Source organism: Kribbella catacumbae DSM 19601 (genome assembly GCF_000372465.1).
Classification (GTDB): Bacteria; Actinomycetota; Actinomycetes; order Propionibacteriales; family Kribbellaceae; genus Kribbella; species Kribbella catacumbae.
The window spans coordinates 44,549-66,182 of sequence record NZ_AQUZ01000014.1 but is presented as its reverse complement, the minus strand read 5'-3'; the positions used below and the strand labels follow the sequence as shown (position 1 = coordinate 66,182).

Genomic DNA, 21,634 nt, shown 5'->3' with positions numbered 1-21,634 from the left:
CTGACTGTCACGTCCTCATCCTGATTCCCCCGTGGAACCCTCGCTACCGGACATTCCACCACCTGCGCGAAATCCCGGCACAGCGAGTGCCTCGATCACACCCGAAAGCTGGGTGAGCTCCTTGGTGATCTCGTCGCGGCGCTGGTTCAGCGCAGCGACCCTCGCCTCGGCGTCGGCGAGAAGTTTCCGGGCCTGCGCGCGCAGCTCGTCGGCGTGCTCGCGGGCCTGCGCCTCGAGGCCCTGGGCCTCGGCGCGGGACTTGCGGATCAGTTCGTGCGCCTGCCGCTGCGCGTCGGCCAGATCCTTGGCCGCGCGCTCGCGCAGTACCTGAGTACTGGCCTGCGCCTCGGCCTCGCGGCGGTTGGCGCGGGTGATGATCTCCTTGGCCTCCGACTCGGCGGAGGCCTTCAGCCGGTCCACCTTCGCCTGGGCCTGAGCCGTCACCTTCCGGGCCTGCTGGGTCACGGAGCCCAGCGTCGCCTCCGCCTGCGCGTTGGCCGACGCGAGGGTCTTCTCGGCCAGCGCGGTCAGCTCGGCGTTCTCCTGGGCGATCGCGGTCTGGGTCTCCTTGAGCCGGCTGGTCGAGCGGCTGACCACGCGGCGCAGGTGGGCGCGCTTCTGGCGGGCCACCTCAGCGACGTCCATCGCGGCCCGGTCGCGGATCCCGCGGGCCTCCTGCTCGGCGGCGGCGACCAGTTCGTCGACCGTTTTCTTGCTCCAGGCGGTCTGCTTCTCGGCTTCGGCGAGGGCGACCTCGGCGGCCTTGTTCGCGTCCTCGACGATCCGCTGCGCCTCGGCGGCCGCGGTACGGCGGTCTGCCTCGATGCTGTCGACGACCAGCTTCGCCTGGGCCCGGGCGTCGGCCATCAACCGCTCGTTGGCCTGCTCGGCCTCGGCCTTCTGCTCGGCGATCTCCTCGACCGCGCCGGCGCGGAGCTTGTCGATCTCGAGCGAGATCGCGGCGAGCTTGGCCCGCTCGGTTTCCTCGAGTTCGGCCGTCCGGCGCTCCAGCTCGGCCCGGTTCTCACCGCGCAGGCGCTCGATCTCGGCGTGCGCCGCGGCGATCTGGGCCCGCGACTTCTCCCGGGCCGCTTCGGCCTCGCGCTCGACGGCGGTCCGTAGCTCGATGGCTTCGGACTCGGCCCGGGCGATCAGCTCGGCTTCGTTGCGGACCGCTGCCTGTGACACGAGCGCGGCCTGCTCGCCGGCGTCGGCGACAAGCTGCTGAGCTTCGCGGCTCGCGCGCTCCACGGTCTGGGAGGCGCCCTCGCGAGCCAGCCGGGCCTCTTCGACGATCTCTTCGGCTTCTTCCTTCAGCCGGGCGGCTTCCGCCTCGGCCGCGGCCAGCCTGCGCTCAGCCGCAGCTTGCGAGTCCTCGCGCAGCTTGTCGGCCGCGACGTGGGACTCGCTGCTCAGCTTCTCAGCCGCCGCCTCGATCTCACTGCGGCGCTGGGCCACCTCGGTCGCGACGGTACTGCGCAACTCCTCCGCGGCACTCTCGGACTCGACCTTCAGCCGCTCGGCCTCCGCCTGCGCCGCACCGCGAACCCGCTCCGCCTCGGCCTGCGCCTCGGACCGGAGCCGGTGCGCCTCGGTCTCGGATTCGGAGCGGAGTTGCTCGGCCGCGCGCTCGGCGTCGTTGAGCAGTCGCTGGGCGGCCGAGTTCGCGTCGGCGCGCAGCCGCCGCACTTCCTGCTCGGCCTCCGCGCGCAGGCTCTGCGCCGCCTGCTCGGTCTCTTCCCGCAGCCGGTCGGCCTCGGCGCGGACCCGCTCGGATTCGGCCAGCGCGGTGTCGTTCTCGTACTCCGCTTGCTCGCGCAAGGTGTCCGCGATCCGCTGCGCGCGCTCCAGCACACCGCCCGCTTGCCGCACGCCAAAGGAACCGGCGTCTGGGACCGGTTCCTGGGTCAGCGGCAGACGCGGGGCGTCCATGCGACGAGATGATTCCATCTCCGGCCCCCTCTCCAACAGTCCGGGTCCCAAAGCCGTGGTCACGTAGCTACAACGAGCGAGATGAGCGCACGGATGACATTTGGTGCCGCTGCGCGATCTTCCCACCGAATCGGAAGGCCGCGGCGGGCCTGCTCCGGACGGAAGAGAGTGGGCACCGAAGGACCTTACGACGAACTCAGTGGCAAGGCGTAGCCCTCGCGTGTCTTTCTGTTCCCGAATCCTGAGAAGGTGCTAAGAAAACCGGATCAGACCAGAATCCGATGCAGCGCATCGGCCGGCCGAACCGTCTTCCCCCATGAGACGCGTCGCCCGGCGGCTCGCCGCTCGGGTGGTTCGGGAACCAATCACCCCCGTCAGGACAGGTAGTGACTACAAGTGGACGGGCCGAAAGGGATGGACATGGGTGATGGGCAGGCCTTGGCCGGCTTGGAGATCGCGGTAATAGTTCCCTGCTACAACGAAGTCGTTGCCGTGGGCAAGGTTGTCTCCGAACTGCGGGTAGCACTGCCGTCGGCGACCATCTACGTCTACGACAACAACTCCTCGGACGAGACCGCCGGGAAGGCGCGGGCCGCGGGCGCCATCGTGCGGCACGTGCCGAGGAAGGGCAAGGGCAACGTCATCCGCCGGGCCTTCGCCGACGTCGAGGCCGACGTCTACGTCCTGATCGACGGCGACGACACTTACGACGCAGCGTGTGCCGGCGACCTCGTACTGGCCTTGCTCGACGGTCCTCATGACCAGGTCGTCGGCGTACGGCAGCACTCGTCGGTCGCCGCCTACCGGCCCGGACACACCCTCGGCAACCGGCTTCTCACCGGCGCCGCGGGGACTCTGTTCGGCCGGGAGATCACCGATATGCTCAGCGGCTATCGCGCGTTCTCGCGGCGGTACGTCAAATCGTTCCCGGCCCTGTCCCGCGAGTTCGAGATCGAGACTGAGCTGACCATCCACTCCCTGCACCTGCGGGTGCCGGTGGCCGAGATCCCGGTCGGCTACAAGGAGCGCCCCGACGGTGGCGAGAGCAAGCTGCGCACGTACCGCGACGGCCTGCGGATCCTGCACTGGATCCTCAGCCTGACCCGGCTCGAACGACCCACCCTCTTCCATGGCTTCCTGGCCGGCCTGCTGGGGATCCTGGCCCTGGTTCTCGGTCTCCCGGTGGTCCTGGAGTATCTCGACACAGGCCTGGTGCCGAGGTTCCCGACGGCCATCCTGGCCTCGTCGATCGGTCTGATCGCCATCTTGATCCTGTCGCTGGGCTATCTGCTCGACGCGATCGGCCGCAGCCGGCAGGAGGCCGCGCGACTGACGTATCTGCGGCAACCGGCCCCACCGCATCTGCCAGCCGTTTCCTCGGCCCGATGACCACGGCGCGCGCCGCGATCGCGGCCGCCGTCACAGCCGCCGCGACTTTCGTGGCGAGCGGGATCATCCGCGGCACCTACCCCTTCGGCGACGTTACGCGCAGTACCAACGACCTCGGTCAGCAAGTCATCCCGATGTACGCACACCTGCGCGACATCCTCACCGGTCAGGCTCCGGGCGATCTGCTCTTCAACTGGTCCGGCGGGTTCGGGGTGCCGTTCCTCGGCGACATCATGGCGTACCTCGGCACCACCCTGTGGTGGATCGTCTTGCTGCTGCCGCGGGACCGGATCGATCTGGCCGTGTTCGTCATCACCGCGGCCGCGCTCGCACTGGCGGCCGGCGCCATGACGACGTACCTGCGTCGCCTGCGCCCCACCGGGCCTGCCTGGCTGGCCGCTACGGCCGGCGTTTCGTACGCGACCTGCGCCTGGGCGATCGACGATGCGGCCTACATGACCGTGTGGCTGAACGGCATGGTCGCGTTCCCGGTGCTCTGTCTGCTCTGCGAATGGATCCTTCAGCGGCGGTCGATCCCGTCCATGCTGGTGACGCCGTTCGTCGTCGCGCTGATGTGGACCTCGCACTTCTACACCGTCTACATGGCGACGATCGGCGCGGCCATCGTCGTGCTGGCCCGCGTCCTGTCGTACGAGGCGGACGTGTCCTGGAGACATCGCCTCAGCGGCGTACTGCGGTGCTTGTTCGCCATGGCGGCCGGCATCGGGTTGGCGGCACCGCTGCTGGTGCCCACCTTCTGGCTGGTCCGGCAGTCGCGGCCGAGCCCAAGCACGGTCTTCCATCCGATCAGCTCAGTGGACTTCCTGTCGCGGCTGCTCCCTGGCAGCGAAGGCGTCGGGTCCACTCCGGGCCTGGCGGTCGGCACGCTGATGTTGTTGCTCGCGGTCAGTTTTCCGCTCAACCGGGCAGTCAGAGCGCGGGAACGGATCGTCTGGACCTCGCTCGTGGGGCTCGCCGTACTGAGCATGCAGGTCCGGTTCCCCCACGAGGTGTGGCACGGGTTCGACCCGCCGAACGGCAGTCCCTTTCGGCAGGCGTTCGTCATCGCTGGCCTACTGGTGATCGTCGGCTGGATGTCGGCGGCGTCGCGACCACGAAGCATCGTCAGTGTCGCGATACCTCTCGTGCTCGTCTTCGCCCTGTACGCCGTGGCGTACGACGCCCGCACCGTCACGGCGACCACTCACCTCGTCGTGCCGATCGTTGCCGCGGTGGCCTTGCTGGCATGGCTTCTGGTCCGCCGTTCGGTGCCGAAGTGGTTACAGCACGGCGCGGCGGTGCTGCTGGTGGGCGCAGTGCTGGTCGAGGTGACCCTGTCCTCGGTCGCGATCGACCAGGCCCGGTCGAAGATCCTGGGCGCCGCGCCGAGTTGGGGTCAGCGGCACGACGAGGTCCGTTCGCTGGTGCGGTCCGCGCCCGACTGGCCGCAGTACCGGGTGGCGCCTGGTGCGGAGCGGACGGTGAACGATCCGATGCTGCTCGGGGGCCAGGGACCGCAGTACTACTCCAGCACCATTCCCGACGACCTCTCGAGAGAGCTGATGGGGCTGGGCTTCGGGTACACCTCGTACGGGCGGGCGACCTTGGATCCGCAGAACCCGGTCGTCGACGCGGTGTTCTCCGTCGGCGCGCGGGTGGTCTCCGACGATGCCAAGGACCTGGGTCTGCGGCTCGCCAAGTACGACGTGGCGCCGCTCGTGACAGTGCGCCCGGCCGAGGCGTGGTCGTCCAATGACCCCGGGCCGTTTGGGCTGCAGGAGACCGCGCTCGGCTCCGACGTGTACGCCGTGCCGGCGATGAAACCGCAGCCAGCACAAGGCATTGCCATCTCCGATCAGCGGCCCGGTGCCCTGAAGCTCGTTCCGGTGCCGGGTGCCGCCAAGCCGATCGAGGTCCGGTTCACCGGCTCCTGCCGGCCGGGTTCGGAGATCTACCTCTGGGCGCCGACGTTTGTCGGTGAGGTGCTGGAGCAGTCAGGCGACTGGGAACCAGTGCTGCTCCCGGTGGCGAAACGGCCGGGCCTCTACACCGGAGCGCCGATGCGAAAGATCGGAACCACCGGGGCCAACGGTGTGGTCGAGTTGGCTGTCCGGATCAACCAGCAGGCGCAACTGCCGATCTCGGCGATCGGCTGCCTGGATCGCGATCGCCTGACCGCAGCCGTGGGGCGGCTGAGCCAGAGCAAGCCGGCCGTGGTGAACGTCGGTGGTCACAGCGTCGACGTCCGGCTCAACCGCGGGACAGCCGGAACGGTGGTCCTCGGCGTTGTACGCATCCCAGGATGGCGCTGCTCGGTCGACGGTGGCCCCAACCGCACTCCCGGCACGAGGGGAGGACTGATAGCGATACCTGTCGGCGCCGACGCCACCGACCTGTCCTGCATCTATCGGCCGACGGGCACGGTCATGGGACTAGCCATAGGAGCAACCGCATTGCTGGTCATAGCCGCTCTGGCCGGCGTGCTCGCACTGCGCCGCCGCCAGCGCCAGGTCGCCGAACCAGAGAAGACCACTCACTGATGTCACTCCCACGGGGGAAGGCGCTCAACCGTCAGCGTGAAGCGCATCGCGCCGCACTCGCCGAGGGTGGAAGGGCGGGCGACAGACGCCCGCTGCGGTGTGCGGAGGTTGATGGTCATGCAGAGAGAGCGGCTAGCCGAGGTCACGGCCGTCAGAACGCCAGCCTTGGTGGTGGCGGCCGGCTCGTTCGTGTTCGGGGCGTTGGGCCTGGCCTGGCTGATGGGTGCCGGTGGATATCCGTTCGGGACGGTGCCGCCCGACGGCGATCGGTTGTCGATCCTGGCGTACTTGCCGGAGCAGGTGGGGGCCGGGTTGGTCGCAGTACTCGGGTTTCTTGGAGTGCCGGCGGCCGTGGGGCATACCCGGACGGAGTGGAGCCCGTCGGCGTACCGGCCGTTGTTGTGGTTCACCGGGCTGCAGGTGGTGGTGTTCGGTTTGCTTGCGCCGAGCATCGTCGTCGTGATGGTCACCGGGTATCTGCTGGTACTGATCGGGCTGCCGGTGGCGGTGGGGTTGCTGGCCCTCGGCGCGTGGCGGCAACCGGCCACTCGGGTCATGTTGCTGGCGATCGTGCTGCTGGTTGCCGGGCTCGAGGTCAGTACCGGGCTGTTCGACTGGAGCGCCTTCAAGGACCTCGCAGCCGCGATAGCCGAAGGACCGGCGAAGGTCGGCTCCCGGCCGTTGTTCGTCTACGGCGCGTTCTTGCTGGGCCTCGGCTGGACTGTCCTCGGCGTACGGGGTCTGCGGAGCGCAAAGGGCCGCTGCAGCCGGTGTGGGCGTCCTGGTGGCCGATGGACGCGTCCTGAGGTCGCCAGCCGGTGGGGCTTCTGGGCGACCGTAGTGGCAGTCCTCTGCCCTCTCCCGTACGCCGTATTGCGGATGACCTGGTTGCTGCCGAACCCGATCGGCATGAGCGCCGCCGAGCTGGAGTCCCAGCCCGGCATCAAGCTCTTCGGCCTGGGACTCGGCCTGATCGCCATCGGTGCTTCAATCGCGACCCTCGGCCTGATCCGCCCGTGGGGTGAGACCTGGCCCCGGTGGATCCCGTACCTCGCCGGCCGGTCGATACCGGTCAAGGCAGTCGTCATCCCGGGTGCAGTAGCCGCCACCCTGCTTCTGGTCGGTAGTGCGTCTCTCATCCAGCTCATTTGGTCGCCAGACGCCTCCACCCTCACCAACGTCGGCCACCTGCTGGTGTTCCCCTTCCCGCTGTGGGGAGCTGCCGTCGGACTGGCCACGGCGGCGTACTACTACCGCCGCCGTGGCCAGTGCGTGGCTTGCCAGGAGCCTTAGCTCATTTGACGGTGGCAGGCGGGGCCTGCGGGCTGTCGTTGGTCCAGCCCGAGAGCAGGACGGTCCGGTCGCCGTTCTTGCCGCCGGTGTGCCCGCTGCTGAGCAACTTGCCGGTCTGCGGGTCGATGATCAGCTGCAGCTTGAGCTGGTACGCCGGGAACGCGAACGCGACCGCAGTACCCTTCCGGCCCACGAGATCGCTCACGCCCGGCTTGACCGTCGCACCCGGTAGACCTGCCAGCAGCCGGAACGCGGCTGCGCGGACCTTCGGCGGAGCCGGTGTGTCACTGAGCAGACCGGCCGAGATCTGAGCGAGCGCCGACACGTCGGAGGCAGCGGGGGCGCGCACGGCCTTCTCCTTGAGGAGCAACGCACGCAGAGCCTCCGGCGCGGCGGGCAGAGCCATCACATCCTGCAAGGTGGCTTTCAGGCTCAGCGCCGTGTACCGATCGGCATCGCCCTTCAGCTCGAGCAAGCTGCCCTTGCCTGGCTTGGTCGAGAGGATGAGGTCGTGCCTGTCCTGGGTGTCGCTCGGCCCGGTGTTCCAGCTGGTCGGCGACCCCGCGCGCTTCCAAGCCGCTACGTCGGCCGCAGTGGCGGGGTGCGCGCCCAGGGAGCGGGTGCCCTGCCAGGCGGTGCCACCCTTCAGCCCTGTCCACTTCTCCGTGATCTTCAGCTCCCGGAGCTTGTAGCCACCCGGCCCGGCCGGCTGCGACCCGCAGCACACCACCTTGCCGCCCGAGACCGTCCACTCGGCGCTGTAAACAGTCCGCACCCGGAAGTACTTGCCGGTCGTCGCTTCGGCCTTCTCCTCATGGGCTGCTGCGACCAGTAGGACCTCGCTGGCCGACAGCACCCGCTCCGGAGCAGCCGAGGTCGGTACTGCGTCAGGCGGCGCGGCCACAGTGGTACCAGAGCCACCTGACAACACCAGCGGTACTGCAAGGGCGGCGATAGTGACGACCGCGGCGCCCGTGGTCAGGCCGATCCCGGTCAGCCTGCGGCGACGAGCCGCCAGCCGGGCCCGGGTGAGGTCGGCGGCGACCTCGGCGTTCGTGACGGCCGGCTCGTGACCGGCGGCCTGGTTGAGAAGGTCTTTCAGATCAGTCATCGCACATGCTCCAGGGTGTCCAGGGGTTCGGCCATGAGGTCGCGCAACTTGTCCAGCCCACGGGCGGTCTGACTTTTCACGGTCCCCTGGCTGCAACTCATCAGCTCGGCGACCGCGGCCACGTCCAGGTCCGCGAAGAACCGCAGGACCACGGCGGCCCGCTGCCGCTTCGGCAGTTGGTCCAGCGCGGCCAGGACGTCCAGCCTGTCCTCGCGCCCGGAGCCGGTACCGCCGGTCGTCGACAGGCCCGGCTCGGCGAGCTCGTCGGTCAACGTCTCGCGATGACGCCAGAACCGGCGCTTCTCGTCGAGAAAGACGTTCACCAGGATCTTGTCGGCGTACCGGGCGGCTCCGACCTCCGGCCGGACCGCGGCCCACTTCAGGTAGAGCTTGGTGAGAGCGGTCTGGACCAGGTCCTCCGCCCAGTGCACGTCGCCGCCGGTCAGCAGCCGCGCCAGGCGCACCATCCGCCCTCGATGGGTGTGGACGTACCTGGTGAATTCCTCGTCGCGGTCGGTGGCCACGCATCCTCCGGGGGTTGGAACGGGTGCTTCCTCACCGTTAAGTACTGGGTGGCGCGAACCCCCGGTTGCATCACCCGGGATCGGTGGAAACAGCGACGAGCCCCGCGGACAGGATGTCCACGGGGCTCGTCGGCCGGTACTACGGAGCTCAGGTGTCCTGGAGGCCCGAGGTGCCGCCGCCGGCGATCTCGGTCAGTTCCAGGTCCGGGCTCGGTGCCTTCTGGGCGCCGGTGAAGGTGAAGAACTCCGGCACCCCGTCCGAGCTGAGCGTGCCCTCGGGAGCCACGTCGACGAGCACGATCTGGCCGGGACGCAGTTCCCCGAACAGGATCTTCTCGGCGAGCACGTCCTCCACGTCACGCTGCAGCGCGCGACGCAGCGGGCGAGCACCCAGGACCGGGTCGAAGCCACGCTCGGCGACCAGAGCCTTCGCCGCCGGGGTGAGCTCGATGCCCATGTCCCTGTCCTTCAGCCGCTCCTCCACCTGCGCGACCATCAGGTCGACGATCTTCACGATCGCCTCCTTGTCGTGCTGGTGGAAGACCACGATCTCGTCGACCCGGTTCAGGAACTCGGGGCGGAAGTGCTGCTTCAGCTCCTCCGTCACCTTCGCCTTCATCTTCTCGTACGAGCCAGACGTGTCGCTGGTCTGGGAGAACCCGAGGCTGCCCTTGGAGATGTCGCGGGTACCGAGGTTCGTCGTCATGATGATGATGGTGTTCTTGAAGTCGACCACGCGGCCCTGGGCGTCGGTCAGGCGACCTTCGTCCAGGATCTGCAGCAGCGAGTTGAAGATGTCCGGGTGGGCCTTCTCGACCTCGTCGAACAGCACCACGCTGAACGGCTTGCGGCGGACCTTCTCGGTCAGCTGGCCGCCCTCTTCGTAGCCGACGTACCCGGGAGGCGAGCCGAACAGCCGCGAGGCCGTGTGCTTCTCGGAGTACTCCGACATGTCGAGGCTGATCAGCGCCTTCTCGTCCCCGAACAGGAACTCGGTCAGCGCCTTGGACAGCTCGGTCTTACCGACACCGGACGGGCCGGCGAAGATGAACGAGCCGCTCGGCCGGCGCGGATCCTTCAGACCCGCACGGGTCCGCCGGATCGACCGGGACAGTGCCTTGACGGCGTCGGTCTGGCCGACGTACCGCTTGGCCAGCTCCTCCTCCATCTTCAGCAGCCTGGAGGACTCCTCCTCGGTCAGCTGGAAGACGGGGATACCGGTCGCGGTGCTGAGCACCTCGGCGATCAGCTCCTCGTCGACCTCGGCGACGACGTCCATGTCGCCGGCCTTCCACTGCTTCTCCCGCTCGGCCTTCGCGTTGATCAGCTTCTTCTCGTCATCACGAAGCGAAGCCGCCCGCTCGAAGTCCTGGGCGTCGATCGCCGACTCCTTCTCCCGGCGGACGTTCGCGATCTTCTCGTCGAAGTCGCGCAGGTCCGGCGGAGCCGTCATCCGGCGGATCCGCAACCGGGCCCCGGCCTCGTCGATCAGGTCGATCGCCTTGTCCGGCAGGAACCGGTCCGAGATGTACCGGTCGGCCATCTGCGCCGCGGCGACCAGGGCCGGGTCGGTGATGGTGACCCGGTGGTGCGCCTCGTAGCGGTCCCGCAGACCCTTGAGGATCTCGATCGTCTGCGAGATCGACGGCTCGGCCACCTGGATCGGCTGGAACCGGCGCTCCAGCGCGGCGTCCTTCTCGACGTACTTGCGGTACTCGTCGAGGGTGGTGGCGCCGATGGTCTGCAGCTCGCCACGCGCCAGCATCGGCTTCAGGATGCTGGCCGCGTCGATCGCGCCCTCGGCGGCACCCGCACCCACCAGGGTGTGGATCTCGTCGATGAACAGCACGATGTCGCCGCGGGTACGGATCTCCTTGAGCACCTTCTTCAGGCGCTCCTCGAAGTCACCGCGGTAGCGCGACCCGGCCACCAGCGCGCCGAGGTCGAGCGAGTAGATCTGCTTGTCCTTCAGGGTCTCGGGCACGTCGCCACGCACGATCGCCTGGGCCAGGCCCTCGACGATCGCGGTCTTGCCGACACCCGGCTCACCGATCAGGACAGGGTTGTTCTTGGTACGCCGGGACAGCACCTGCATGACCCGCTCGATCTCCATCTCCCGCCCGATCACCGGGTCGAGCTTGGATTCGCGAGCGGCCTGGGTGTAGTTCCGGCCGAACTGGTCGAGCACCAGGGAGCTGCTGGGGGCACCTTCGGTGGCCCCAGCACCAGCTGTCGCCGTCTCCTTGCCCTGGTATCCGCTCAGCAGCTGGATGACCTGCTGCCGGACCTTGTTCAGGTCCGCACCGAGCTTGACCAGGACCTGCGCGGCGACGCCCTCACCCTCGCGGATGAGGCCGAGCAAGATGTGCTCGGTGCCGATGTAGTTGTGGCCCAGTTGCAGGGCCTCACGCAGGGAGAGCTCCAGTACCTTCTTGGCGCGAGGGGTGAACGGGATGTGCCCGCTCGGAGCCTGCTGTCCCTGGCCGATGATTTCCTCGACCTGAGAACGGACAGCCTCCAGCGAGATACCCAGGCTCTCGAGAGCCTTGGCGGCGACACCCTCACCCTCGTGGATCAGGCCGAGCAGGATGTGCTCGGTCCCGATGTAGTTGTGGCTGAGCATCCTGGCCTCTTCCTGAGCCAGGACGACTACCCGACGGGCGCGGTCCGTAAATCGTTCAAACATCGCCAAAGCGCTCCTTGCCTCAGAGGAGTCGGACGTGCCGTGTAGGCCGACCCCCGTACCTGCATGCTAGTCCCCGGCACCGACGACCTCGCTCTCAGCGAACAAGCGACGACCTCCGGTACGGCCGCTCAGTGGGGATCACAAGGGAACAACCCCGCTGCCGGGCCCGGTGTTCCCGGCGCGCCCGATGTTCGCCACCAGCGAATTCATCCCTTTTGCTGCCCGGTCAGGCGCCGACTCGCGCCGGCCCGGCCAGCAGTGTCCACAGTGTGAAACGGCCGGAATGCGGACGGTCCCGGCGCCATCACTGGCACCGGGACCGGCAGTTCCGAATTTACTTGGCGTCGTTGTACGCCGCTCGCACCTCGGCCGAGATCCGGCCGCGCTCGCTCACCTCGTAGCCGTTGTCCTTGGCCCACGCGCGGATGTCGGCGGAGTCGGTCGCGGACCGGCCCCGTCCGCGTCCACGGCCGGCGCCACCACGGCGGCCCGCGACCCGGCGCCCGGCGCCGACATAGCCGGCCAAGGCGTCCCGCAGCTTGGCGGCATTCTTTTTGGACAGGTCGATCTCGTACGTCGAACCGTCCAGCCCGAAGGTCACGGTCTCGTCGGCCTTACCGCCGTCGAGATCGTCCTCGAGAACCACCTGAACCCTTTGCGCCATCGATGACAGTCCTTTCCGCGCCCGCCACCGGGCACAATCCCCCTGCCGAATTCTTGTTACTGATTTGTACAGCACAAACCGGTACCGTGTCATTCAACAGGCGGAATGGAACCTAAAGATGTGACAAAACACTCCGGCTGGATCGACGCTGTGCATCCATCGTGACGATGGGTATTCATCGGCATCTGCGACCGGATCGCGGAACAAATCGGACCCGGGAATGGATTTGACCGTTGGTTGTGCTATGCAACGGCTCCCGGGCCCGATTTAGTGATCACTCCGGACGCAGCAGCGGGAACAGAATCGTCTCCCGGATCCCGGCCCCGGTGAACAGCATCACCAGCCGGTCCAGGCCCATCCCCATGCCACCGGCCGGCGGCATGCCGAACTCCATCGCGCGGAGGAAATCCTCGTCCAGCTCCATCGCCTCGGGATCGCCGGCCGCGGCCAGCAACGACTGTGCCACCAGGCGATCACGCTGGATCACCGGGTCGTTCAGCTCCGAGTAGCCGACACCCAGCTCTACTCCGTTGATGATCAGGTCCCATGCCTCGACCAGGCCCGGAACTTCGCGGTGCGGCTTGGCCAGCGGCCGCACCGACTCCGGATAGTCACGCACATAGGTCGGCTGGATCAGCGTGTGCTCGACCAGCTTCTCGTAGATCTCCAGTGCGATCTCACCGGCATTCCAGCCCGGTTGCAGTTCCACCTCGTGCTGCTCGGCGATCTTCGTCAGCCGGGCCGTCTCGGTGCTCGCGTCGACGGTCTCGCCGACCGCTTCGGAGACCAGCTCGAATAGCGTCGCGTGCCGCCACGGCTGGTCCAGATCGATCTGCGAACCGTCGCGCGCGGTGACCACACTGCGGCCGACCGCACGGGCCGCGTTCCGGATCAGCTCCTCGGTCAGTTCGGCGATGGAATCGTAATCACCGTAGGCCTGATAGGACTCGATCATCGAGAATTCCGCCGCATGGGTCGAGTCCAGCCCTTCGTTGCGGAAGGTCCGGCCGATCTCGAACACCCGGTCGACGCCGCCGATCATCGCGCGCTTCAGATCCAGCTCGAGCGCGATCCGCAGCTTCATCTGCTGGTCGAACGCGTTCAGGTGGGTCGAGAACGGCCTGGCCGCGGCACCGCCGTTGGTCAACTGCAGGACCGGCGTCTCCACCTCGATGAAGTCGTTCCCGTCGAAGGTGGCGCGCAGCGACTTCAGCACGGCCGCCTTGGTGCGGACCATCTCCCGCGCCTCCGCGCGCACGATCAGGTCGACGTACCGCAGCCGGACCCGGGCTTCCTCGTTCAGCGGCTTGTGCTCGTTCGGCAGCGGCCGCAGCGTCTTGGCCGCCATCTGCCAGCCGGTCGCCTGCACGGACAGCTCGCCGCGGCGACTCGTCACCACCTCGCCCTGCACGGACAGCAGGTCGCCGATGTCCACCAGCGCCTTGAACCGGGCCAGCTCCTCCTCGCCGACGTCCGCCAGCGACAGCATCACCTGCAGCTCGGTCCCGTCACCCTCCCGCAGCCGGACGAAGCAGAGCTTGCCGGTGTTGCGCAGGAAGATCACCCGGCCGGCCACCGCGACCTGCTCACCGGTCTTGCTGTCCGGCTCGAGCTCCTGCCCGTCGTACCTCGTCCGCAGATCCTTCAGCAGGTGCGTCCGCGGCACCGACATCGGGTAGGGCTGCACCCCCTCGGCCAGCAGCCGGTCACGCTTCTCCCGGCGTACCCGGATCTGCTCGGGCAGGTCGTCCTGCCCGCTGTCGGGGGTCGCCGGGTTCTCACGTGGTTCAGTCATACCCCAAAGGCTAGTGACTCCCCGCCCAGACCAACGAATCCTTTGTCCGTACTCCGCCCGCGCAGCCGCCGGCCAGAAGAAAGCCGAACCGTTAGGACCACAAGCGGGCTAGCGGGAGTACCGTCGAGAGAAGAGGTAGTTCCGCCGGCGCAGGTGATCTTATGCAGTCTTGGCTTCTGTGGTTGAGTGTCGCGGCCGTGCTCGGTATCGCCGAGTTGATGACGGCCACTCTTGACCTGCTGCTGCTCGCTGTTGCGGCGCTGGCCGGTGCCGGGGTCGCGGCGCTCGGGCTGGGTATCGGGCTGCAGTTGCTCGCTTTCGCCGTCACGGCGGCGGCGATGATCACCCTCGTCCGGCCGATGGCTCGACGGCGCCTGACGGCGTACCCGCAACTGCGGTCCGGTGTGGCCGCACTGATCGGGCGCGAGGCCGTCGTTCTGAAGCCGGTCGGGCGCGAGCCCGGCCTGGTCCGGATCGGTGGCGAGGAGTGGACCGCCCGGTCCTACGATCCCGACCTGATGATCCCGGCCGGGACCACTGTCGACGTCTTCGCCATCGAGGGCGCCACCGCCCTCGTGCATCCCAGGGAGGATCCATGGCCGAGCTGATCGTGGGCGTGATCGTCGCTCTGCTCGCCGTCGTTCTCGTACTGCGTACCGTCCGGATCGTGCCGCAGGCCAGAGCCAGCAACGTCGAGCGTCTCGGCCGCTACCTGCGCACCCTCGAGCCGGGCCTGAACCTCGTCATCCCGTTCATCGACCGGCCGCGCGCGCTGATCGACCTGCGCGAACAGGTCGTCTCGTTCGAGCCGCGGTCGGTGATCACCGAGGACAACCTGGTCGTCGACATCGACACGGTGCTGTACTTCCAGGTCACCGATCCGCGCGCGGCGGCGTACGAGATCTTCAGCTATCTGCAGGCGATCGAGCAACTCACTGTCACCACACTGCGCAACGTGATCGGGAGCATGGACCTGGAGGTGACGCTGACGTCGCGCGAGTACATCAACTCCCAGCTGCGCGGGGTGCTCGACGAGGCCTCGGGCAAGTGGGGCATCCGGGTGAACCGGGTCGAGCTGAAGGCGATCGATCCGCCGCCGTCGATCAAGGAGTCGATGGAGAAGCAGATGCGCGCGGACCGGGAGAAGCGGGCCGCGATCCTCACCGCCGAGGGCCAGCGGCAGGCCCGGATCCTGACCGCGGAGGGTGACCGGCAGGCCGCGATCCTGCGGGCCGAGGGCCAGGCGAAGGCGATCGACACCGTCTTCGAGGCGATCCACCGCAACGACCCGGACCCGAAACTGCTGGCCTACCAGTACTTGCAGATGCTGCCCGAGCTGGCCAAGGGCCCCGGCAACACGTTCTGGGTGATCCCGTCCGAAGTCACCTCGGCGCTACAGAACGTGACCAGGGCGTTCAACGGGAAGAACCCTGAAATTCCCCCGGATTAGCTCGACAATCAGGTAACTAGTTGTCCCCGGATGCCAGGATGGTCGTATGGGGGCTACGACGATGCACGCGCTGGCGATCGTGATTCCGACCGGGGGGTTCGCCATCTTGGCCTATCTCGTGGTCGGCCTGGTGATCGGTGTCGAGAGTATGGGCGTGCCGTTGCCCGGCGAGACGACTTTGATCGCCGCGGCGCTGCTGGCTTCGCAGGGTGACCTGAACCTGGTCTACGTGATCGGTGCCGCCGCGACCGGCGCGATCATCGGCGACTCGATCGGCTACATGATCGGCCGCAAGGCCGGTCGCGGGCTGTTCGAGCGGCTCGGCCGCCGGTTCCACCACTTCTCCGAAGAGCGGATCGTGAAGGCGGAGAAGTACTTCCACAAGTACGGCGTCTGGACGGTCTTCTTCGGCCGGTTCGTCGCGCTGCTGCGGATCTTCGCCGGCCCGATGGCGGGCATGCTGCGGATGCACTACCCGCGCTTCCTGGTCGCCAACGCGGCCGGCGGCATCGCCTGGTCCACCACGATCGGCATCGTCGCGTACAAGATCGGCGACAACGCGGACAAGATCTTCGGCGCGCTCTCGATCTGGGCGCTGGTGGCGACCGTCGCCCTGCTCGTCACGGCGTACGCGATCTACAAGCTCCGGAAGCGGCGCGGCGCGGTACCGGTCGCGGTAGACGTCGTCCAGGTCGAGTCAGCGGATGCTTAGCGGCAGGTTCTGAGTGACCCGGCCGAGCATCGGGCGGCCGAGCAGGGTCGCGTTGGGGATCACGAAGCGGTAGACGTAGATCCCCGGCACGGCGACCTTGAAGCTGAACGACGCCTGGCCCCTGCGCATCGGGAGAGCCCTGACTGCTGCCCATCTCCTGGCCTGCCGGTTCCAGGACTGCAGCATCACCGTGGTGTTCATGGCCGGCTTGACCACGACGACCGCGGTGACGTTCTCGCCGCGTTTCTTGCTCGAACCGCCGAGGTATCCCGTCGACTGGAGCCGCACGATGGTGCGGGTCAGTTGCGCCCTGCTGGTCGACTGCGCGGCGACCTGGCCGACCTGGCTGTAGTTCGGCACCATCACCTTGTAGGGACGGCTCGCACCCGTCGCGACCGGGATGTCGTAGTGCCCACCGGAGGTCGTCGAACCCCGCGCGGCCGGCGTCCAGCGCGCGCCGGGCGTCGCCTGGGTCAGCACCACCACGGGCAGCCCGGCCGACGTCGTCCGTTGCCGCACGCAACTACCTTCGTCGGCGCAGACGACCTGCTGCAGGATGGCCCGGCCGCGGATCCGGATCGGTATGCCGTACTGCGCCAGCGCGGGGATCGCCGCGCTGGTCGAGCTGGTCCGGGCCGAGATCTGACCGCCGATGGCCGTCGACCACTCGTTCTGGGCCCGCAGCTGGAAGATGTACGGCGGCTTCAGGTTCTTGATCACCTGCCGCGTCGAGGTGGTACCCGAACCGGCCGTGCGCAGCGGCTCGCCAGGACGGCCGACCACCGGTACATAGCGCTGGGTTCGGCCGGTCACGTCGAGCGGGTCGTTGGGGCTGAAGTCCTGTGGTTGCGGCGGTACGGTCCAGCGGACCAGGACGTCGCGCTTGCCGGTCGGGGTCGCGGTCGCGCCATTCGGCCGGACGGGTCCGTCGGTGTCGAAGATCGGCGAGCTGGCGAGCTTGCTGGTCATCGGACCGGTCGAGGTCCCGACGCCGACGGAGACCTTGTAGTTACCGTCGGACGGGAAGGCCGAAGTCGGGATCGCCCAGGTGTTGGGTTCGCCCGCCGGCAGGTACTTCACGTACGACGGGCTGGTGCTGAGCACGCCTTCGATGGTGATCCGGTTCGGGGTGCCGGAGTCGTCCCAGCTGACCCGGACCGCCTCGCGGCTGCTGTCGGCCCAGCCGACTGTCACCTTGGTCGGTGTCGGGTCGGAAGAACACGCCGTCAGCAACGATGCGCCCACACCGGCCGCGAGAGCGGCCGACAAGACGCTGCGCAACCCCACCATCTCGCCTCACCAACTCTCGGACGTGCAACCGCGTGAACCTTACATAACGAGCGTAGCCACGCGCCCGGCAGTAGGGTCGGAACCGTGCGACTGGCCGAGGATATCTGCCGCGAACGGCTGACCAGAGCCGATCGCGTGTTCCTCGCCACCACCGGCGAGGACCTCCGCCCGCACGTCGTACCGGTGGTGTTCGCCCTGCGCGGTGACGAGCTGGTGATCGCGATCGACCAGAAGCCCAAGTCGACCACCGACCTGCGCCGCCTGCGCAACATCAGCTGGAACCCGTACGTCGCTGTGCTCTGCGACCAGTACGACGCCGACTGGCAACAGCTCTGGTGGGTCCGCGCCGACGGGCGGGCGCGCGTGGACGCCGAGAACCCGGCGGCGATCGCGCTGCTGGCCGGCAAGTATCCGCAGTACGAGCTCGATCCGCCGCGCGGACCGGTCATCACCATCACCATCGAGGGTTGGTCCGGCTGGTCTTTCAGCTAGTGGGCTTGGGCCGGAGTTCGTGATGTTCAGCGTGCGGTCGTCGCGTTGGGCCGGACCGCCACCACTCACAAACCTCAACTGATCGTATCCGGCCGAGCGTGCGCAGGCGTGCTCCCGGGTGGAAACGGCAGGTTTGTGAGTGGTGGCGGTCCGGGCTTGCCGCCCAACATCACGAACCCCGGCTGTAGTACCAGTCCCTGCGTCCGAAGTTGTTTGATTGATTGCGTGTCCAGGTGCGTGCATCGCGGTACTGAAGGAACGTCCTCGTACGGCGTACTCATAGAACCCCTCGCCCGTCCGGGGAGGAAAATGTCCCCAGACCGGGCCAAAATCCGCCTCAGGTCCAGCGAAAATCCTCCCCACCCCCGACCGACAGGCAGGCGAGCAGGGATCCAGGGAGACGGCCGGGGTTGGCGGGGGCTGCCGGGGCGGCTAGCGCCTTGCCGTAGCAATATTCAGCGGAGAGTGACCGTCAGTGGTTCCGGGCGAAGGCGTGATGCAGGCCCTGCAGGGTGAGGAACGGCTCGTGGTGCTGGATCTGGCTCGACTCGCCGACCACCAACGGCGCCAGCGCACCGGTCGCCACCACGGTCACCTGCTCGAAGCCCTGCTCGGCGATGATCCGCGTGATCAGCCCGTCGACGAGCGCCGCGAAGCCGAAGATCGCCCCGGACTGCAGCGCCTCGACGGTGTTCTTGGCGACCACCGAGCGCGGCCGCACCAGCTCGACGCGCCGCAACTGAGCCGCCTCCGCGCCGAGCGCGTCGACGGAGGTCTCGATCCCAGGAGCGATCGCGCCACCGATGAAGGCGCCACTGGCGTTCACGACGTCGACCGTGGTCGCAGTACCGAAATCGGCGACGATGCAGGGTGCGCCGTACCGGTGGACGGCCGCGAGGGCGTTGGCGATCCGGTCGGTACCCACCTCGCGCGGGTTGTCGACCAGCACCGGGAGCCCGGTCTTCACCCCGGGTTCGACGACCACACTCGGTACGTCGCGGTAGTACCGCGCGACCACATCGCGCAGCTCGTGCAGGACATGCGGTACCGCGGAACAAACCGCGATCCCGGACACCGGAGACTCCCCGGTCAGCAGCCCGCCGAGCAGGACGGCCCACTCGTCCGCAGTACGGCGTGGATCCGTCCCCACCCACCAGTGCCGCTTGACCGTGCCCTCGAAGATCAGGCCGACCAGAGTCCTGGAGTTCTCAACGGCGACGGCTAGCAGCATCAGGCGGCCTGAAGGTCCATCGCGATATCGAGCACTGGCGCCGAGTGGGTCAGCGCGCCGACGGCGAGGAAGTCCACGCCCGTTTCGGCGACCTCTCGGGCGACGTCGAGGGTCAGTCCGCCGGACGCCTCGAGCCGGGCCCGGCCGGCCACCTTCTCGACTGCCTCGATCAGCTGCGGCACCGGCATGTTGTCGAGCAGGATCAGCTCGGCCCCCGACTCGACGGCGATCAGCGCGTCCTCGACGGAGTCCACCTCGACCTCGACGGACAGGTCCGGATAGGCCTTGCGGACCAGCCGGAACGCCTCCGCGACGCCACCCGCGGCGATCACGTGGTTGTCCTTGATCAGCGCCGCGTCGGACAGCGCCATCCGGTGGTTCTGGCCGCCACCACAGCGGACGGCGTACTTCTCCAGCAACCGCAGCAGCGGCATCGTCTTGCGGGTGTCCCGGATGACCGCGCCGGTGCCGGCGACGGCCGCGACCCAGCGACTGGTCAGCGTGGCCACGCCGGACAGGTGGCAGAGCAGGTTGAGCGCCGTGCGCTCGGCGGTGAGCAACTGCCGGGTCTTGCCGCGGACTGTCAGCAGGACGTCACCCGTCTTCACCTGAGCGCCGTCGGTGACGGAGTGCTCGATCTCGACCTCGTCCTTGCCCACGATCAGCCGAATCACCAGTTCGGCGATCTCCAGGCCCGCGACGACGCCGTCGGCCCGGGCCACGAACTCCGCGACCGAGACCTGGTCCGCGTCGACCGTGGCCGTGGTGGTGACGTCGACTCCGCCGGCCAGGTCCTCCTCGATGGTGGCCCGGACGAGGTCCTCGACCCACTGCCTGTCGAGTGTGTCATCCATTGCTAGTTCCCCTCAGGTGGTGCTTGTGCCACGAAGGTCGCGGCGGGCCGGGCCGAATCATCCTCGGCCGGCAGTGTCAGGTCCAGACTGCCCGACCACTGCTGGTCGTCGCGATCCGGGTGGTCCTCCCGCCAGTGCGAGCCGCGGCTCTCCTCGCGGATGGTGGCCGCCTCGATCAGCGCGGACGCCACCGTGGCCAGGTTCGTCGCCTCCCAGTCGGGGGTGCCCGGATGGTCGGCCGGTTGCCCGATCAGCTTGGCGAGTCTGTCACCAGCCTCCGACAGTCCGCTGGCGCTCCGGATCACGCCGGCACCGACGGTCATCACCCGCTGCAACTCCGGTACTACGTCCGCGTCCACCAGTCCGGGCACCCGATGGTCGGCCGCCGGCTCACGCAGTACCGGGAGGTCCTTGGCCAGCGACGCGGCGATCCGGCGGGCGAAGACGAGTCCTTCGAGCAACGAGTTCGAGGCGAGCCGGTTCGCACCGTGTACGCCGGTGCAGGCGACCTCCCCGCACGCGTACAGCCCGGGCACCGACGTCTGGCCGTGCAGGTCGGTCCAGACCCCGCCGGACGAGTAGTGGCAGGCCGGTGCGACCGGGATCAGCTCGTGCACCGGATCGATACCGTGCGAGCGGCAGGACGCCAGGATGGTCGGGAAGCGGACGCGCCACTTCTCGTCACCGAAGTCACGGGCGTCGACGAACATATGATCCTTGCCCAAGGCAAGCATCTGGCGCATGATCGCCTTCGCCACGATGTCGCGCGGCGCCAGGTCGGCCAGTTCGTGCTGCCCCTGCATGAACCGCTTGCCCTCGTGGTCGACCAGGAACGCGCCCTCACCACGGACGGCCTCAGACACCAACGGTTGCTGGCCTTTGGCGCCCTTGCCGAGCCACAGCACGGTCGGGTGGAACTGCACGAACTCGAGATCGCGCACCTTCGCCCCGGCCCGCAACGCGAGCGCCATCCCGTCACCGGTCGAGACGCTCGGGTTGGTCGTCGCGGCGTACAGCTGGCCGAGTCCACCGGAGGCGAGGATCACCGCGCGGCTGCGGATCGCGCCGACGCCGTCCAGTTGTCCCTCACCCATGACGTGCAGCGTGACGCCCGCGATCGCGCCGTCGTCGGCCTTCAGCAGGTCGAGCACCAGCGCGTGCTCGATGATCCGGATGTCGTCCGCCCGCTTCACGGCGGCGACCAGCGCTCGCTCGATCTCCGCGCCGGTGGCGTCCCCGCCTGCATGTGCGATGCGGTTGCGGAGGTGGCCGCCCTCACGGGTCAGCGACAGGTCTCCCCCGGCACCGGTGTCGAACACGGCTCCGAGCTCCATCAGCTCCCGTACTGCGTCCGGCCCCTCCGTCACCAGCACCCGGACGGCCTCAGGGTCCGACAGGCCGGCCCCGGCAACCAGGGTGTCCTTCAAGTGGTCCTCAGGCGAGTCCTCCGGGCTGAGCGCCGCGGCGATCCCGCCCTGGGCCCACTGGGTCGACCCTGACGCGAGGACATCCTTCGTCACCACCAGCACCGACCCGAGCTCACGAGCCCTCAAGGCAGCCGTCAGCCCCGCTATGCCCGAGCCGACCACCACCACGTCGACCGTTTCGGTCCAGCCCGGTTCAGGCGCAGCAAGCCGCTGCGGCACAGCAGGTGCAGTCATCCTGCGACCG

The 21,634-nt window shown here is 68.3% G+C and carries 17 protein-coding genes; 7 read left to right on the top strand and 10 right to left on the bottom strand.

What is annotated here, in order from left to right; all coding sequences use genetic code 11:
- Positions 1 to 15 precede the first annotated feature (15 nt).
- Complete coding sequence (locus A3ES_RS0116625; RefSeq protein ID WP_020387970.1) at positions 16 to 1,932, bottom strand: coiled-coil domain-containing protein; 1,917 nt, start codon at positions 1,930 to 1,932, stop codon at positions 16 to 18.
- Between the two features lie 420 nt (positions 1,933 to 2,352).
- On the opposite strand from A3ES_RS0116625, the gene A3ES_RS0116620 reads away from it, so the two are divergent.
- From A3ES_RS0116620 to A3ES_RS0116610, 3 genes are all read left to right on the top strand, one after another.
- Positions 2,353 to 3,321, top strand: coding sequence for a glycosyltransferase (locus A3ES_RS0116620; protein ID WP_157630562.1), 969 nt, complete (start codon positions 2,353 to 2,355; stop codon positions 3,319 to 3,321).
- Positions 3,318 to 5,861 (top strand): YfhO family protein, encoded by a 2,544-nt coding sequence (locus tag A3ES_RS0116615; protein ID WP_020387968.1) that lies wholly within the window; start codon positions 3,318 to 3,320, stop codon positions 5,859 to 5,861. Before A3ES_RS0116620 ends, A3ES_RS0116615 begins: the two co-directional genes overlap by 4 nt.
- A gap of 117 nt (positions 5,862 to 5,978) precedes the next feature.
- Positions 5,979 to 7,154, top strand: coding sequence for a hypothetical protein (locus A3ES_RS0116610; protein ID WP_237744976.1), 1,176 nt, complete (start codon positions 5,979 to 5,981; stop codon positions 7,152 to 7,154).
- 1 nt (position 7,155) lies between these two features.
- On the opposite strand, the gene A3ES_RS0116605 is transcribed toward A3ES_RS0116610, so the two are convergent.
- From A3ES_RS0116605 to lysS, 5 genes are all read right to left on the bottom strand, one after another.
- Positions 7,156 to 8,265, bottom strand: a complete 1,110-nt coding sequence (locus A3ES_RS0116605; protein WP_020387966.1) for a CU044_5270 family protein — start codon at positions 8,263 to 8,265, stop codon at positions 7,156 to 7,158.
- Positions 8,262 to 8,789: a SigE family RNA polymerase sigma factor gene (locus tag A3ES_RS0116600; RefSeq protein WP_020387965.1), complete on the bottom strand. Its 528-nt coding sequence runs from the start codon at positions 8,787 to 8,789 to the stop codon at positions 8,262 to 8,264. The genes A3ES_RS0116605 and A3ES_RS0116600 overlap by 4 nt, the downstream gene beginning before the upstream one ends.
- A gap of 148 nt (positions 8,790 to 8,937) precedes the next feature.
- Positions 8,938 to 11,475 carry an ATP-dependent Clp protease ATP-binding subunit gene (locus tag A3ES_RS0116595; protein WP_026162928.1) on the bottom strand — a complete coding sequence of 846 codons (2,538 nt, stop codon included), beginning with the start codon at positions 11,473 to 11,475 and terminating at the stop codon, positions 8,938 to 8,940.
- Positions 11,476 to 11,809: 334 nt separating this feature from the next.
- Positions 11,810 to 12,139, bottom strand: a complete 330-nt coding sequence (locus A3ES_RS0116590) for a histone-like nucleoid-structuring protein Lsr2 (protein ID WP_026162927.1) — start codon at positions 12,137 to 12,139, stop codon at positions 11,810 to 11,812.
- 274 nt (positions 12,140 to 12,413) lie between these two features.
- Positions 12,414 to 13,934 carry a lysine--tRNA ligase gene (lysS, locus tag A3ES_RS0116585; RefSeq protein ID WP_020387962.1) on the bottom strand — a complete coding sequence of 507 codons (1,521 nt, stop codon included), beginning with the start codon at positions 13,932 to 13,934 and terminating at the stop codon, positions 12,414 to 12,416.
- Positions 13,935 to 14,095: 161 nt separating this feature from the next.
- On the opposite strand from lysS, the gene A3ES_RS0116580 reads away from it, so the two are divergent.
- Genes A3ES_RS0116580 through A3ES_RS0116570 form a run of 3 tightly spaced genes read left to right on the top strand, consistent with a single transcriptional unit; the run spans position 14,096 to position 16,096 of the window.
- Positions 14,096 to 14,542 carry an NfeD family protein gene (locus tag A3ES_RS0116580; RefSeq protein ID WP_020387961.1) on the top strand — a complete coding sequence of 149 codons (447 nt, stop codon included), beginning with the start codon at positions 14,096 to 14,098 and terminating at the stop codon, positions 14,540 to 14,542.
- Positions 14,530 to 15,384 (top strand): SPFH domain-containing protein, encoded by an 855-nt coding sequence (locus tag A3ES_RS0116575; RefSeq protein ID WP_020387960.1) that lies wholly within the window; start codon positions 14,530 to 14,532, stop codon positions 15,382 to 15,384. Before A3ES_RS0116580 ends, A3ES_RS0116575 begins: the two co-directional genes overlap by 13 nt.
- Before the next feature lie 46 nt (positions 15,385 to 15,430).
- Complete coding sequence (locus A3ES_RS0116570; protein WP_020387959.1) at positions 15,431 to 16,096, top strand: DedA family protein; 666 nt, start codon at positions 15,431 to 15,433, stop codon at positions 16,094 to 16,096.
- Here the strand turns inward: A3ES_RS0116570 and A3ES_RS0116565 are convergent.
- Positions 16,082 to 17,386: a fibronectin type III domain-containing protein gene (locus A3ES_RS0116565; RefSeq protein ID WP_020387958.1), complete on the bottom strand. Its 1,305-nt coding sequence runs from the start codon at positions 17,384 to 17,386 to the stop codon at positions 16,082 to 16,084. The two genes, A3ES_RS0116570 and A3ES_RS0116565, sit on opposite strands and share 15 nt — an antisense overlap.
- Before the next feature lie 84 nt (positions 17,387 to 17,470).
- Between A3ES_RS0116565 and A3ES_RS0116560 the strand changes: the two genes are divergently transcribed.
- Positions 17,471 to 17,878: a TIGR03668 family PPOX class F420-dependent oxidoreductase gene (locus A3ES_RS0116560; protein WP_020387957.1), complete on the top strand. Its 408-nt coding sequence runs from the start codon at positions 17,471 to 17,473 to the stop codon at positions 17,876 to 17,878.
- A gap of 472 nt (positions 17,879 to 18,350) precedes the next feature.
- Here A3ES_RS0116560 and A3ES_RS0116555 read toward each other — a convergent pair whose 3' ends face one another.
- Genes A3ES_RS0116555 through A3ES_RS0116545 form a run of 3 tightly spaced genes read right to left on the bottom strand, consistent with a single transcriptional unit; the run spans position 18,351 to position 21,624 of the window.
- Positions 18,351 to 19,109 (bottom strand): type III pantothenate kinase, encoded by a 759-nt coding sequence (locus tag A3ES_RS0116555; protein ID WP_020387956.1) that lies wholly within the window; start codon positions 19,107 to 19,109, stop codon positions 18,351 to 18,353.
- The gene (nadC, locus tag A3ES_RS0116550; protein WP_020387955.1) at positions 19,109 to 19,963 is read right to left on the bottom strand and encodes a carboxylating nicotinate-nucleotide diphosphorylase; all 855 of its coding nucleotides are present in this window, start codon (positions 19,961 to 19,963) and stop codon (positions 19,109 to 19,111) included. Before nadC ends, A3ES_RS0116555 begins: the two co-directional genes overlap by 1 nt.
- 2 nt (positions 19,964 to 19,965) lie before the next feature.
- Positions 19,966 to 21,624: an L-aspartate oxidase gene (locus tag A3ES_RS0116545; protein WP_026162926.1), complete on the bottom strand. Its 1,659-nt coding sequence runs from the start codon at positions 21,622 to 21,624 to the stop codon at positions 19,966 to 19,968.
- Positions 21,625 to 21,634 lie beyond the last annotated feature (10 nt).